This window comes from Burkholderia lata, from assembly GCF_000012945.1.
GTDB lineage: Bacteria > Pseudomonadota > Gammaproteobacteria > Burkholderiales > Burkholderiaceae > Burkholderia > Burkholderia lata.
On record NC_007510.1, the window covers coordinates 3,259,121 to 3,272,679 of the forward strand.

Below are 13,559 nucleotides of genomic sequence, written 5' to 3' on the forward strand. Positions count from 1 at the left end.
GGCTCAGGCAGCCGCGGCCGGCGGATCGCGCCGATGGCGCGACAGCCGCTCCTCCGCGAGCGCGAGCGCCTCGGGCAGCCCGCGCAGCACGACGATGTCGCTCGCGCGCAGCTTGGTTTGCGGATCGGGTTCGACGCCGCGGATGCCGTGCCGGCGGATCGCCGTGACTTCGAGCCCGAGTGCATACAGCCCCAGTTCTTCCAGCGAACGCCCGACCGCGTCCGCGCGCGCATCGACCGGCACCGATTGTAGCCGCACCTGCTCGTGGTCGTCGTCGTCCGCGTCGTCCGCGCCGCGGAAATAGCCGCGCAGCAGGCTGTAGCGTTCGTCGCGCATTTCCTCGACGCGCCGCACGACCTTGCGCATCGGCACGCCGACCAGCACCAGCGTGTGCGACGCGAGCATCAGGCTGCCTTCGACGATTTCCGGAATCACTTCGGTCGCGCCGGCCGCGAGCAGCTTCTCGAGATCGGCATCGTCGACGGTACGCACGATCGCGGGCAGCGTCGGCTCGAGTTCGTGCACGTGATGCAGCACGCGCAGCGCGGACGGCGTGTTCGCGTAGGTGATCGCCACCGCCGCCGCGCGGTGGATACCGGCCGCGAGCAGCGACTCGCGGCGCGCCGCGTCACCGAACACGACCGATTCGCCGGCCGCCCCGGCCGCGCTCACGCGATCGGGGTCGAGGTCGAGCGCGACGTACGGAATGCCTTCCTGTTCGAGCATCCGCGCCAGGTTCTGCCCTGCGCGGCCGTAGCCGCAAATGATCACGTGGCCGCGCTGCTTGAGGCTTTGCGTCGCGATCCGCGTCATCTGCAGCGACTGCTGCATCCATTCGGTCGACGACAGCCGCATCACGATCCGGTCGGCGTTCTGGATCAGGAACGGCGCCGCGAGCATCGACAGCAGCATCGACGCGAGGATCGCCTGCAACAGCGTCGAATCGACGAGATGCCGGTCGAGGATCAGGTTCAGCAGCACGAAGCCGAATTCGCCGGCCTGCGCGAGCCCGATGCCGGTACGCATCGCGACGCCCGGCGTCGCGCCGAACAGCCGCGCGAGCCCGGCGATCATCGTCCCCTTGAACAGGATCTGCCCGACGAAGAAACCGAGCACGAGGAACGGGTGCTCCCAGATCACGCGCGGATCGAGCAACATCCCGGTCGTCACGAAGAACAGGCCGAGCAGCACGTCGCGGAACGGCTTGATGTCCTCCTCCACCTGATGGCGGAACGGCGTCTCGGAGATCAGCATCCCCGCGATGAACGCGCCGAGCGCGAGCGACAGGCCGAAGCGGTCGGTGATGAACGCGGCGCCGAGCGTGACGAGCAGCAGGTTCAGCACGAACAGTTCCTGCGAGCGGCGCCGCGCGACGACGTTGAGCCAGCGCGTCATGAAGCGCTGGCCGATGACCAGCAGCAGCGTGAGCGCGATCACGATCTTGACGGCCGCGAAGCCGAGCGTGATCGCGAGGTCCTTCGACGATTCGGCGCCGAACGCGGCGATCACGATCAGCAGCGGCACCACCGCGAGATCCTGGAACAGCAGTACGCCGAAGATGTTGCGGCCGTGCTCGGTCTCGATCTCGAGCCGCTCGGCGAGCATCTTCGACACGATCGCCGTCGACGACATCGCGAGCGCGCCGCCGAGTGCAATGCTGCCCTGCCAAGTGATATGTACCCAGTGCTCGAACAGCATGCCGAGCACGAGCGCGAGCACGAGGGTCGCGACGACCTGCAGCAGCCCGAGCCCGAACACGAGCCGCTGCATCGCCCTCAGCTTCGCCAGCGAGAACTCGAGGCCGATCGAAAACATCAGGAACACCACGCCGAATTCCGCAAGGTGCTCGGCCCGCTCCAGATCTGCCGCGATGCCGAACGCATGCGGGCCGACCAGGATGCCGACGGTCAGGTAGCCGAGCATCGGCGGCAGGTTCAACGAGCGGAATACGACGACGCCCACCACTGAGGCCAGCAGCAGCAGCAGGGTCATTTCGAGCGGGGAAATCACGGGCGAAGCGTCCTCGTTCGTCGGGGCCACGGCAATGCGGGCGCGGGTGGTGGCGGTGGTCGGGCGACCTCGGACGAGTCCGAAGGCCCGGCGCGGCGAACAAACGCCTTTGCTATACTCCGCGCATGATAGCGAAAATCAATGATGACCGGGCGCTCGCGCTCGCCCGCGACGTGCTCGACATCGAGGCGGACGCCGTGCGCGCACTGCGCGACCAGCTCGACGGCGGCTTCGTCCAGGCCGTCGCGCTGCTGCTCGGCTGTCGCGGCCGCGTGGTGGTGTCCGGTATCGGCAAATCGGGGCATATCGCCCGCAAGATCGCGGCCACGCTGGCCAGCACCGGCACGCCGGCCTTCTTCGTCCACCCTGCCGAGGCCAGCCACGGCGACCTCGGGATGGTCACCTCCGACGACGTCTTCATCGGCATTTCCTATTCCGGCGAATCCGAAGAACTCGTGGCGATCCTGCCGCTCGTGAAGCGGATCGGCGCGAAGCTGATCGCGATCACGGGCCGCGCGGAATCGAGCCTCGGCACGCTCGCCGACGTGAACCTGAACGCCGCGGTCTCGAAAGAGGCCTGCCCGATGAACCTCGCGCCCACGGCGAGCACGACCGCCGCGCTCGCGCTCGGCGACGCGCTCGCCGTGGCGGTGCTCGACGCGCGCGGCTTCGGCTCGGAAGATTTCGCGCGCTCGCACCCGGGCGGCGCACTCGGCCGGCGCCTGCTCACCTACGTGCGCGACGTGATGCGCTCGGGCGACGACGTCCCGTCCGTCGGGCTCGACGCGACGCTGTCGGACGCGCTGTTCCAGATCACCGCGAAGCGCCTCGGCATGACGGCCGTGGTCGACGCCGACGGCAAGGTCGCGGGCATCTTCACCGATGGCGACCTGCGCCGCGTGCTCGCGCGCGACGGCGACTTCCGCACGCTGCCGATCACCGACGTGATGACGCGCGGCCCGCGCACGGTTGCACCGGATCACCTGGCGGTCGAGGCCGTGGAACTGATGGAGCGCCACCGGATCAACCAGATGCTGGTGGTCGATGCCGACGGCGTGCTGATCGGCGCGCTGAACATGCACGACCTGTTTTCGAAGAAGGTGATCTGATGAGCGCAGCGCTGACTGCGGCCGAGCGCGCGAGCCGCGTGAAGCTGATGATTTTCGACGTCGACGGCGTGCTGACCGACGGCGGCCTGCTGTTTACCGCGGCCGGCGACACGATGAAGTCGTTCAATTCGCTCGACGGCCACGGCGTGAAGCTGCTCGGCGAAGCCGGCATCGCGACCGCGATCATCACGGGCCGCCGCTCGGAGATCGTCGCGGCGCGCGCGAAGGAAATGAAGATCGCGCACCTGTTCCAGGGTGTCGAGAACAAGCTCACCGTGTTCACCGACCTGATCGCGTCGCTCGGCCTCACCGCCGACCAGTGCGGCTACATGGGCGACGACTGGCCCGACCTGCCCGTGATGCTGCGCTGCGGCTTCGCGACCGCCCCCGCGAACGCGCACCCTGAGGTGATCGCCCGCGCGCACTGGGTGGCCGAGGCTCGCGGCGGCCAAGGCGCCGTCCGCGAAGTCTGCGACGCGATCCTGCGTGCGCAGCGCCGCTACGACGCGCTGCTCGCGGCCGCCTGCGGAGCCTGACGGATGAACAAGCATTTCCGCTGGACCCAGCTGCTGCCGCTCGCCGCGGTCGCCGCGCTCGCAGGCATCACCTGGTGGCTGCTGCAGGCCACGCTGCCGCCGCCCGGCGAGGGCACCGTGCAGCCGAAGCGCCATACGCCCGACTATTTCGCGGACAACTTCTCGGTCACCGAGCTCGACCAGTCCGGCTCGACCCAGTACCGGCTGACGGCCGCGAATCTGATCCATTACGAAGACACCGAGGACAGCGACTTGACCGATCCGGCCATGCGCGCGTTCCAGCCCGGCAAGCCGGTCGTGACGACCACCTCGAAGCGCGGCACCGTCAACGGCGACGTGTCGATCGTCGACTTGTACGACGACGCGCGTATCCTGCGCGCGGCCGGCGGCGGCGATCCGCAGATGCAGGCCGATTCCCAGCATTTCCGGATCTTCGTCAATGACGATGTGATCCAGACCGAAAAGCCGGTTAAACTCCAACGCGGCCTGTCGCTCGTCAACGCGACCGACGGCATGAAGTACAACAACGTCACCCGGGTCATCGAGCTTTACGGCAACGTGCGCGGCACGATCGCCGCGGCGGGCACGTCCGGCGGCTCGAAAGGTCAACCCAAGTGACGCATCCCTCACGTGACTGCATGAACGAACCGTTCCCTCGACAGATTTCCGGCGGCGCTGCGCGCGCCGTCCGCGCCGCGCTTGCCGCGACGCTCGTGGCGCTCCCGCTGGTCGGGCTGGCGCCGCTCGCCCATGCCGAGAAGGCTGACCAGAGCAAGCCGATCAACGTCGAGGCAGACAACCTGACCTATGACGACCTGAAGCAGGTCACGGTCGCAACCGGCAACGTCGTGATCACGAAGGGCACGATCATCATCAAGGGCGATCGCGTCGAAGTGCGCCAGGACCCGGAAGGCTATCAGTACGCCACTTCGTTCGGCAGCGGCAAGAAGCACGCGACGTTCCGCCAGAAGCGCGAAGGCCTCGACGAGTACATCGACGGCGACGCCGAGCGCATCGACTACGACGGCAAGCAGGACCTGACCACGCTGACCACCGCCGCGACCGTGCGCCGCCTGCAGGGCACGACGACCATCGCAGATACCGTGCACGGCAGCGTGATCACGTACGACGGCCAGCGCGACTTCTACACCGCGAAGGGCGGCAAGGACGTCGCTGCGCCGGGCAACCCGAACGGCCGCGTGCGCGCGATGCTGTCGCCGAAGAACGGCGGCCCCGCGCCACTGAACGGCGCGCCGGCAAAGCTGTCGCCGTCGACCACGATCCAGGGGGCGCCGGGCCAATGAACGCGCTACCGAACCGCCAGCCGGCCGGCACGACGAGCTCGCTCGTCGTCCGCAACCTGAAGAAACGCTACGGCTCGCGCACGGTCGTCAAGGACGTGTCGCTCGACGTGAAGAGCGGCGAAGTCGTCGGCCTGCTCGGCCCGAACGGCGCCGGCAAGACCACGTCGTTCTACATGATCGTCGGCCTGGTGCCGCTCGACGCGGGCGAGATCTCGCTGAACGGCAGCTCGATCAGCCTGCTGCCGATCCACAAGCGCGCATCGCTCGGCCTGTCGTACCTGCCGCAGGAAGCATCCGTGTTCCGCAAGCTGACCGTCGAGGAAAACATCCGCGCGGTGCTCGAGCTGCAGCACGGCGAAGACGGCAAGCGGCTGTCGAAGGATGCAATCTCGTCGCGCGCCGAAGCACTGCTCGACGAGCTGCAGATCGGCCACCTGCGCGAGAACCCCGCACTGTCGCTGTCGGGTGGCGAACGGCGCCGGGTCGAAATCGCGCGCGCGCTGGCAACCAATCCGAACTTCATCCTGCTCGACGAACCGTTCGCCGGCGTCGACCCGATCGCGGTGCTCGAGATCCAGAAGATCGTCAAGTTCCTGAAGCAGCGCAACATCGGCGTGCTGATTACCGATCACAACGTCCGCGAAACGCTCGGCATCTGCGACCACGCCTACATCATCAGCGACGGCTCGGTGCTTGCCGCCGGTGCGCCGAGCGAAATCATCGAAAACGAAAGCGTGCGCCGCGTATACCTCGGCGAACACTTCCGGATGTAACTCTTCCTCGTGGCTGGCTGCACCCCGCCCGGCATCGCCGCGCGGGGCCGCGCCCCGCTTCGCGGCCATGCCCGCGACCGGGCGGCGCGCCGCGCGTAATCGCGGATGGCTCAACGCGCCTGGGTCGTGGCAAACTGCCGGTATGACTCCCTCCTTGCCATGAAAGCCAGCCTTCAACTCCGCCTGTCGCAACATCTGGCGCTGACGCCCCAGCTACAGCAGTCGATCCGGCTCCTGCAGTTGTCGACGCTCGAATTGCAACAGGAAGTCGCGATGGCCGTCGCGCAGAACCCGCTGCTCGAGAACGACGACGAATGGATCGCGAGCCCGCTGCGCGTCGCAGCGGACGGATCGTTGATCGCGCAGACGCCTCCCGCGCAGAACACCGAACCCGCTGCGACAAACAGCAGCAGTTCGTCGAGCGATCGCGCCGAGCGCGACGAGCCGGCCGGCGCGGACGAATACGACGGTTACGGCTCCGGCGACGGCAACGATGGCCCGCAGTGGAACCTCGACGAATTCGGGCGCTCGAGCGGCGCATCCGACGACGACGACCTCCCGCCGCTGCAAGTGCAGGAAGCGGCGACGTCGCTGCGCGACCACCTGTCCGCGCAGTTGCGCGTCACGCAGGCGAGCCCGCGCGATCGCGCGCTCGTGATGTTCCTGATCGAATCGCTCGACGACGACGGCTACCTGACGGCCACGCTCGACGAAGTGCTCGCCGACCTGCCGCCCGAGCTGGAGATCGATTGCGACGAACTGAACGCGGCGCTCGCGCTGCTGCACAGCTTCGACCCGGCCGGGGTCGGTGCCCGCTCGGCATCCGAATGCCTGAAGCTGCAGTTGCTGCGTCTCGATCCGTCCCCGACACGCACGCTCGCGCTCGAGATCGTGTCGCAGCATCTCGAACTGCTCGCCGCCCGCGACTTCACGCGGCTGCGCAAGCACCTGAAGGCGAACGACGATGCGCTGCGCGACGCGCACACGCTGATCCGTTCGCTGGAGCCGTTCCCCGGCGCCGCATACGGCAAGGCCGAGGCCGACTACGTCGTGCCCGACATCATGGTGAAGAAGGTCGGCCAGGGATGGCTCGCGGAGCTCAATCCGGAGGTCGTGCCGCGCCTGCGGATCAACAACCTCTACGCGAACATCCTGCGCAACAGCCGCGGTGATCCGTCGGCCGGTTCGCTCAAGCAACAGCTGCAGGAAGCACGCTGGCTGATCAAGAACATCCAGCAGCGATTCGACACGATCCTGCGTGTCGCGCAGGCCATTGTCGAGCGTCAAAAGAACTTCTTTGCGCACGGTGAAATTGCCATGCGCCCCTTGGTTTTGCGGGAAATAGCTGATACGCTGGGCCTACACGAGTCGACTGTCAGCCGTGTGACAACCGGGAAGTACATGCTGACCCCGTTCGGGACGCTTGAATTTAAGTACTTCTTCGGATCTCACGTCTCGACCGACACCGGTGGCGCCGCTTCGTCGACGGCCATCCGAGCCCTCATCAAGCAACTGATAGGAGCTGAAGACCCTAAATCGCCACTTTCGGACAGCCGCATTGCCGAGCTGCTGGCAGAACAAGGATTCGTGGTCGCGCGCCGCACGGTTGCGAAGTATCGCGAAGCCCTCAAGATCCCGGCAGTGAATCTGCGCAAGTCTCTTTAAGCCTGCTGCCTGCCCGGCGGCAGGCGTGTTCCGGCCACCGCGCATACGGGGAACAGGCCGGGCGACCTGTCCGCGATACACCGCCTCGTGCGGGTCGGGCAAGTCGACCGGAGCGCCGCCTCGATGCGGCCGGGTGGTCACTCGCTTGGAGAAGCACTATGAACCTGAAGATCAGTGGACATCATCTCGAAGTCACGCCTGCAATTCGCGAATACGTGATCACCAAGCTGGACCGGGTGCTACGGCATAGCGATCAGGTGATCGATGGCACTGTGATCCTCTCGGTCGACAACCACAAGGAAAAGGACAAGCAGCAGCGCGCGGAAATCAATCTGCACCTGAAGGGCAAGGACATCTTCGTCGAAAGCGCGAACGGTAACCTGTATGCAGCGATCGACCTGCTGATCGACAAGCTGGACCGCCAGGTCGTCAAGCACATGGAGCGCCTGCAAACGCACGCGCACGACCCGATCAAGCTTCAACCGTCGATCGACCAGATCGAACTGCCGCCGCAGTAACCTTCACCGCAACACATACGTCGCCCGGTTCGCCGGGCGTTTTTTTTGCGACTCCGCGCAGTGGTGCAACCGGTCCGTCCGCGCTGCGCCACGCACGCGGCTGTGCTCTATAATGTTCCGGTTATCGCCGGGGGGCGCGGGATGCGGTAGCTGCCTTGCAGGTTGCCTATGCCGAACGCCTTGATATCGCCGAACATGGATAATCAGTCTGCCGCCGCAAGGAGACCCCAGGCCGCCCAATCGCCTGCCAACATGAATCGCCTAGCCAAAATCCTGCCCATAGAGAACGTCGTCATCGACCTCTCAGTCACCAGCAAGAAACGCGTGTTCGAACAAGCCGGGCTGATGTTCGAGAATCAGAACGGCATCGCCCGCAGCACCGTCACGGACAACCTGTTCGCGCGCGAGCGCCTCGGCTCGACCGGGCTCGGCGAAGGCGTCGCGATTCCGCACGGGCGCATCAAGGGTCTCAAGCACCCGCTCGCCGCGTTCGTCCGGCTCGCCGATGCGATCCCGTTCGAAGCCCCCGACGGCCAGCCGGTCGGCCTCCTGATCTTCCTGCTCGTGCCCGAGCAAGCCACCCAGCAGCACCTCGAGATCCTGTCGGAAATCGCGCAACTGCTGTCCGATCGCGACGCGCGCGAGCGTCTGCACAACGAAACGGATATCGCCGAGTTGCATCGCCTGCTCACTCAGTGGCAACCTTGAGTTGATCCGGGCGGATTATTTTCCCGTACGCGGCGGCGCACGCCGCCGTTCAGGGCCGCCCGGCGCCGGCCCGGCATGGCGACGTCCGTCGCCGCGCGCACGCACCGGCCCATTGGAGTGACGAGAGTCATGGATACGTCCAGCATCAACGCCCAGAGCATCTTCGACGACAACGCGGCCACGCTGAAACTGAGCTGGCTGACGGGGCATGAAGGCTGGGAGCGCGGCTTTTCGGCCGACACCGTCGGCAATGCAACCTCGAGCGCCGACCTCGTCGGCCACTTGAACCTGATCCACCCGAACCGGATCCAGGTGCTCGGCGAAGCCGAAATCGACTACTACCAGCGGCAAACCGACGAAGACCGCTCGCGCCACATGGCCGAGCTGATCGCGCTCGAACCGCCGTTCCTCGTCGTCGCCGGCGGTGCCGCGGCCCCGCCCGAACTCGTGCTGCGCTGCACGCGCTCGTCCACCCCGCTGTTCACGACGCCGATGTCGGCCGCCGCGGTGATCGACAGCCTGCGGCTCTACATGTCGCGCATCCTCGCGCCGCGCGCGACGTTGCACGGCGTGTTCATCGACATCCTCGGGATGGGCGTGCTGCTGACCGGCGATTCGGGCCTCGGCAAGAGCGAGCTCGGCCTCGAGCTGATCAGCCGCGGCCACGGCCTCGTCGCCGACGACGCGGTCGATTTCGTCCGACTTGGCCCCGATTTCGTCGAAGGGCGCTGCCCGCCGCTGCTGCAGAACCTGCTCGAAGTGCGCGGCCTCGGCCTGCTCGACATCAAGACGATCTTCGGCGAAACCGCCGTGCGGCGGAAAATGAAGCTGAAGCTGATCGTCCAGCTCGTGCGGCGCCCCGACGGTGAATTCCAGCGCCTGCCACTCGAAAGCCAGACCGTCGACGTGCTCGGCTTGCCGATCAGCAAGGTCACGATCCAGGTTGCGGCCGGCCGCAACCTCGCGGTGCTCGTCGAGGCGGCCGTCCGGAACACGATCCTGCAGTTGCGCGGAATCGACACGTTGCGCGATTTCATGGATCGGCAACGACTCGCGATGCAAGATCCCGACAGTCAGTTCCCCGGCAAACTGGTGTAACCCGCACGCGCCGGCCACGCAACGCCGACGCGTCTGGCCGGTGCTATGATGAAACGTCAGGATTCACTGCTTCCCATGCGCATCGTCCTCATCACCGGCATCTCCGGCTCAGGCAAGTCCGTCGCGCTGAACGCGCTCGAGGACGCAGGCTATTACTGTGTCGACAACCTGCCGCCGCACGTGCTCCCCGAACTCGCCCGCTACCTCGCCGGAGAGGGCCAGCACCGGCTCGCGGTCGCGATCGACGCGCGCTCGAGCGCGTCGCTCGACGAAATGCCCGGCCTGATCCGCGACCTGTCGCGCGAGCACGACGTGCGCGTGCTGTTCCTCAACGCGAGCACCCAGGCGCTGATCCAGCGCTTCTCCGAAACGCGCCGCCGCCACCCGCTGTCCGGTTCGCTGTCGCACGATGCGGACGTCGGCCTGCTGTCGTCGCTCGAGGAAGCGATCGAGCGCGAACGCCACCTCGTCGCGCCGCTCGCCGAATTCGGCCACCAGATCGACACGAGCACGCTGCGCGCGAACGCGCTGCGTACGTGGGTCAAGCGCTTCATCGAGCAGAAGAACAACGACCTGATGGTGATGTTCGAATCGTTCGGCTTCAAGCGCGGCGTGCCGCTCGACGCCGACCTGATGTTCGACGTGCGCGCGCTGCCGAATCCGTACTACGACCACGAGTTGCGCCCGCTCACCGGGCTCGACCAGCCGGTTATTGCCTTTCTCGACGCACTGCCGATCGTCCACCAGATGATCGACGACATCCATGCGTTCCTGATGAAATGGCTGCCGCACTTCCGCGATGACAACCGCAGCTACCTGACCGTCGCCATCGGCTGCACGGGCGGGCAGCATCGGTCGGTGTTCATCGCGGAAACGCTCGCCGCGCGCCTTGCGCACGAGGCGAACGTGATCGTGCGGCATCGTGATGCGCCAGTGGATGTCGACGCGTCGTCGCGGCTCGTCTCCGAGGTCGACCGACCCTAGCGACACCCGCCCCTTCATCAGCGCGCCATGTCCTCCCTATCGACCACCCTGATCGACCTGCCGCTGTTTCCGCTGCACACGGTGCTGTTTCCGGGGGGCCTGCTCCCGCTCAAGGTGTTCGAGGCGCGCTATCTCGACATGTCCCGCGCGTGCCTGCGCGACAATGCACCGTTCGGCGTATGCCTGCTGAAGAGCGGGCCGGAAGTCGCGCAGGACGGCGCGGTGTCGGTGCCCGAAACCATCGGCTGCATGGCGCGCATCACCGAATGCGATACCGGTGAATTCGGCATGCTGTACCTGCAGGCGGTCGGCACGCAGCGTTTCGAGCTGCTGTCGTATCGCGTCGAAGGCAACGGGCTGCTGGTCGGCATCGCGGAGCCGCTGCCCGACGACATCCCGCTCGAAGGCGAGCAGACGCTCGCGCAATTCGGCTCGTGCGCCGAGGTGCTCGAGCGCATCATCGCCGCACTGAAGAAGACCGATCCGGAGAAAATGCCGTTCGGCGAACCGTTCCGCCTCGACGATCCGAGCTGGGTGTCGAACCGTCTCGCGGAACTGCTGCCGCTCGACCTGCGCGCGCGGCAGAAGCTGATGGAGTTTCCGGACGTCGGCGCGCGCATCGACGCCGTGCACCACGTGCTCGACCGGCACGGCTGGTTATAGGCGCCTCGGACCTTTCGCTTCCCGCGAGCCATCCGGGAGGGGGCGTCTCACGAGCGGCTTCCTTCCAAGCGAAAGACCGGGTCGGCGTTTTTCGGAGCGCCGCCCGGACAACCACGTCGCGCCAGGCCCCCAAGGGCCACTTCCGTCGGCGCGAAAAACCACGGGCGTCCGACGTTTCCTTGAAAGCGCGGCATGCGCCGCGCCCCTCCCCCTTCGTTACAGCAACGGCCCGCTCAGTGCATCGAGCAGCTTGCGCACGGGTGCCGGCACGCCATACGCGTCGAGCCGGCTCAGCGGCACCCAGGCGGTGTCCGCGTCCCGCGCGCCCTCAGGCAGGCCACCGCCGTCGGCCATGTCGCTCAGCCGCGGCTCGATCTCGAGCCGGAAATGCGTGAACGTGTGCGTGAGCGGCGCCAGCGGCACCGTGCCGCCACCGCCGAAGCCGCGCGCGAGTTCCGCGAGCGCGGCGTCGCCATCCGCCTGCGGCAGGCTCCACAGCCCGCCCCAGATACCGGTCGGCGGCCGCCGCTCGAGCAGCACGGCGTCACCGTCGCGCAGCACGAGCATCCAGGTCTTGCGGGTCGGCACGGCCTTCTTCGGCCGCGCGGCCGGCAGTTCGCGCTGGCGGCCCGTCGATTGCGCGACGCAGTCGCCCGCGAACGGGCAGCGCGCACAATCGGGCTTGCCGCGCACGCACAGCGTCGCGCCGAGATCCATCAGCCCCTGCGTATACGCGCTCACGTCGGCCGCGTTCGCGGCATCGGGCAACAGCGATTCGGCGAGCGCCCACATGTCGTTCTCGACGCGCTTCTCGCCCGGAAAGCCCTCGACGCCGAACACCCGTGCAAGCACGCGCTTCACGTTGCCGTCGAGAATCGTCGCGCGCGCGCCGTACGCAAACGACGCGATCGCCGCGGCCGTCGAACGGCCGATGCCCGGCAGTTCGGCCAGCGCGTCGGGCGTCGCGGGAAACGCACCGCCGTGCTCGGCAACGACGACCTGCGCGCAACGGTGCAGGTTGCGCGCGCGCGAGTAGTAGCCGAGCCCCGCCCACAGCGCCATCACGTCGTCGGTCGGCGCGGCCGCGAGCGCGGCGACGTCGGGGTAGCGCTCGAGAAAGCGCGTGTAGTACGGAATGACGGTCGACACCTGCGTCTGCTGCAGCATGATTTCCGACAGCCAGATCCGGTACGGATCACGGGTGTTCTGCCACGGCAGGTCGTGGCGGCCATGCTCGCGCTGCCACGCGACCAGGCGCGTGGCGAACGTGCGATGCAGCGGCGTGACGGGGAACGGAGCGGGGGCGATGCGGGGCGGCTTCAAGTTATCTAATCGTGGAAAAAGGTTTCAACGCTGGCAGGTCGGGCAGAAATAGGTCGACCGCTGGCCCTGTACGATCTGGCGGATCGGCGTGTTGCATACGCGGCATGGCTGGCCCGCACGGTCGTAGACGAAGCAGTCGAGCTGGAAATAGCCGCTTTCGCCGTTGCTGCCGACAAAATCGCGCAACGTGCTGCCACCGCGCTCGATCGCGTCGGCAAGCGTCGCGCGCACTGCGTCGGCCAGCCGCTCGTAGCGCGGCAGCGACACCTTGCCGGCGGCCGTCGTCGGCCGGATGCCGGCGCGAAACAGGCTCTCCGACGCATAGATGTTGCCGACGCCGACGACCATGTCGCCCGCGAGCAGCGCCTGCTTGACCGACACGGTGCGGCCGCGCGTGCGCGCGTGCAGCAGCGCGCCGGTGAACGCCGGCGAGAACGGCTCGACGCCGAGGCTCGCGAGGAGCGGATGCGCATGGACATCGCCCGCTTCGCGCGGGTGCCACAGCACCGCACCGAAGCGGCGCGGATCGCGGAACCGCAGCACGAATTCGTCGAAGATCCAGTCGATGTGGTCGTGCTTCGCGGCAACCGGCAGCCCGTCCGCGGGCAGCACGCGCAGCGTGCCCGTCATGCCGAGATGGACGATGAACCAGCCCGCGTCGACCTCGAACAGCAGGTACTTGCCGCGACGCTCGACGGCGAGCACCTCGCGCGCGCGCAACTGCTCGGCGAGCCCGGCCGGCACGGGCCAGCGCAGCATCTCGGTACGGACGTCGACACGCTCGACGCGGCGGCCCGCGACAAAGGGCTCGATGCCCCGGCGCGTGACTTCGACTTCTGGCAACTCTGGCATGTTTTGCGGGTCTGAG

14 protein-coding genes are annotated in these 13,559 nt (G+C 67.2%); 11 read left to right on the forward strand and 3 right to left on the reverse strand.

The annotated features are described in order from the left end of the window. Nucleotides 1-3: 3 nt before the first annotated feature. Nucleotides 4-2,010: a monovalent cation:proton antiporter family protein gene (locus BCEP18194_RS20750; RefSeq protein ID WP_011353219.1), complete on the reverse strand. Its 2,007-nt coding sequence runs from the start codon at nucleotides 2,008-2,010 to the stop codon at nucleotides 4-6. Nucleotides 2,011-2,135: 125 nt separating this feature from the next. Here BCEP18194_RS20750 and kdsD point away from each other — a divergent pair, with 125 nt between their 5' ends. The 11 genes from kdsD to BCEP18194_RS20805 all read left to right on the forward strand — a co-directional run bounded on the left by kdsD (nucleotide 2,136) and on the right by BCEP18194_RS20805 (nucleotide 11,368). Beyond that, the gene (kdsD, locus tag BCEP18194_RS20755) at nucleotides 2,136-3,119 is read left to right on the forward strand and encodes an arabinose 5-phosphate isomerase KdsD (RefSeq protein WP_011353220.1); all 984 of its coding nucleotides are present in this window, start codon (nucleotides 2,136-2,138) and stop codon (nucleotides 3,117-3,119) included. Beyond that, on the forward strand, nucleotides 3,119-3,655 hold the full coding sequence (locus BCEP18194_RS20760; protein WP_011353221.1) for a KdsC family phosphatase: 537 nt from the start codon (nucleotides 3,119-3,121) through the stop codon (nucleotides 3,653-3,655). Before kdsD ends, BCEP18194_RS20760 begins: the two co-directional genes overlap by 1 nt. A 3-nt stretch (nucleotides 3,656-3,658) precedes the next feature. After that, nucleotides 3,659-4,273, forward strand: coding sequence for an LPS export ABC transporter periplasmic protein LptC (lptC, locus tag BCEP18194_RS20765; protein ID WP_011353222.1), 615 nt, complete (start codon nucleotides 3,659-3,661; stop codon nucleotides 4,271-4,273). Between the two features lie 20 nt (nucleotides 4,274-4,293). Continuing rightward, nucleotides 4,294-4,959, forward strand: coding sequence for a lipopolysaccharide transport periplasmic protein LptA (gene lptA, locus BCEP18194_RS20770; RefSeq protein ID WP_011353223.1), 666 nt, complete (start codon nucleotides 4,294-4,296; stop codon nucleotides 4,957-4,959). Next, nucleotides 4,956-5,732, forward strand: coding sequence for an LPS export ABC transporter ATP-binding protein (lptB, locus tag BCEP18194_RS20775; RefSeq protein ID WP_011353224.1), 777 nt, complete (start codon nucleotides 4,956-4,958; stop codon nucleotides 5,730-5,732). Before lptA ends, lptB begins: the two co-directional genes overlap by 4 nt. 159 nt (nucleotides 5,733-5,891) lie before the next feature. Next, nucleotides 5,892-7,397: an RNA polymerase factor sigma-54 gene (locus tag BCEP18194_RS20780; protein ID WP_011353225.1), complete on the forward strand. Its 1,506-nt coding sequence runs from the start codon at nucleotides 5,892-5,894 to the stop codon at nucleotides 7,395-7,397. Nucleotides 7,398-7,555: 158 nt separating this feature from the next. Continuing rightward, nucleotides 7,556-7,915, forward strand: a complete 360-nt coding sequence (gene hpf, locus BCEP18194_RS20785; RefSeq protein WP_006477786.1) for a ribosome hibernation-promoting factor, HPF/YfiA family — start codon at nucleotides 7,556-7,558, stop codon at nucleotides 7,913-7,915. Between the two features lie 168 nt (nucleotides 7,916-8,083). Continuing rightward, nucleotides 8,084-8,623: a PTS sugar transporter subunit IIA gene (locus BCEP18194_RS20790; RefSeq protein ID WP_011353226.1), complete on the forward strand. Its 540-nt coding sequence runs from the start codon at nucleotides 8,084-8,086 to the stop codon at nucleotides 8,621-8,623. Between the two features lie 129 nt (nucleotides 8,624-8,752). Beyond that, nucleotides 8,753-9,721 (forward strand): HPr(Ser) kinase/phosphatase, encoded by a 969-nt coding sequence (hprK, locus tag BCEP18194_RS20795; RefSeq protein WP_011353227.1) that lies wholly within the window; start codon nucleotides 8,753-8,755, stop codon nucleotides 9,719-9,721. A 75-nt stretch (nucleotides 9,722-9,796) separates the two neighbouring features. Then, a complete protein-coding gene (gene rapZ, locus BCEP18194_RS20800; RefSeq protein WP_041492961.1) occupies nucleotides 9,797-10,705 on the forward strand; it encodes an RNase adapter RapZ in 909 nt (302 codons plus the stop codon). Nucleotides 10,706-10,732: 27 nt separating this feature from the next. Further along, on the forward strand, nucleotides 10,733-11,368 hold the full coding sequence (locus BCEP18194_RS20805; RefSeq protein WP_011353229.1) for an LON peptidase substrate-binding domain-containing protein: 636 nt from the start codon (nucleotides 10,733-10,735) through the stop codon (nucleotides 11,366-11,368). A 216-nt stretch (nucleotides 11,369-11,584) separates the two neighbouring features. On the opposite strand, the gene mutY is transcribed toward BCEP18194_RS20805, so the two are convergent. Then, nucleotides 11,585-12,691: an A/G-specific adenine glycosylase gene (gene mutY / locus BCEP18194_RS20810; protein ID WP_011353230.1), complete on the reverse strand. Its 1,107-nt coding sequence runs from the start codon at nucleotides 12,689-12,691 to the stop codon at nucleotides 11,585-11,587. 24 nt (nucleotides 12,692-12,715) lie between these two features. Continuing rightward, nucleotides 12,716-13,543: a bifunctional DNA-formamidopyrimidine glycosylase/DNA-(apurinic or apyrimidinic site) lyase gene (mutM, locus tag BCEP18194_RS20815; RefSeq protein WP_011353231.1), complete on the reverse strand. Its 828-nt coding sequence runs from the start codon at nucleotides 13,541-13,543 to the stop codon at nucleotides 12,716-12,718. Nucleotides 13,544-13,559 lie beyond the last annotated feature (16 nt).

Coding starts and splice junctions, on each gene's coding strand:
- kdsD (WP_011353220.1), top strand. CDS start 2,136: ATGATAGCGAAAATCAATGATGACCGGGCGCTCGCGCTCGCCCGCGAC.
- BCEP18194_RS20760 (WP_011353221.1), top strand. CDS start 3,119: ATGAGCGCAGCGCTGACTGCGGCCGAGCGCGCGAGCCGCGTGAAGCTG.
- lptC (WP_011353222.1), top strand. CDS start 3,659: ATGAACAAGCATTTCCGCTGGACCCAGCTGCTGCCGCTCGCCGCGGTC.
- lptA (WP_011353223.1), top strand. CDS start 4,294: ATGAACGAACCGTTCCCTCGACAGATTTCCGGCGGCGCTGCGCGCGCC.
- lptB (WP_011353224.1), top strand. CDS start 4,956: ATGAACGCGCTACCGAACCGCCAGCCGGCCGGCACGACGAGCTCGCTC.
- BCEP18194_RS20780 (WP_011353225.1), top strand. CDS start 5,892: ATGAAAGCCAGCCTTCAACTCCGCCTGTCGCAACATCTGGCGCTGACG.
- hpf (WP_006477786.1), top strand. CDS start 7,556: ATGAACCTGAAGATCAGTGGACATCATCTCGAAGTCACGCCTGCAATT.
- BCEP18194_RS20790 (WP_011353226.1), top strand. CDS start 8,084: ATGCCGAACGCCTTGATATCGCCGAACATGGATAATCAGTCTGCCGCC.
- hprK (WP_011353227.1), top strand. CDS start 8,753: ATGGATACGTCCAGCATCAACGCCCAGAGCATCTTCGACGACAACGCG.
- rapZ (WP_041492961.1), top strand. CDS start 9,797: ATGCGCATCGTCCTCATCACCGGCATCTCCGGCTCAGGCAAGTCCGTC.
- BCEP18194_RS20805 (WP_011353229.1), top strand. CDS start 10,733: ATGTCCTCCCTATCGACCACCCTGATCGACCTGCCGCTGTTTCCGCTG.
- mutM (WP_011353231.1), bottom strand. CDS start 13,543: ATGCCAGAGTTGCCAGAAGTCGAAGTCACGCGCCGGGGCATCGAGCCC.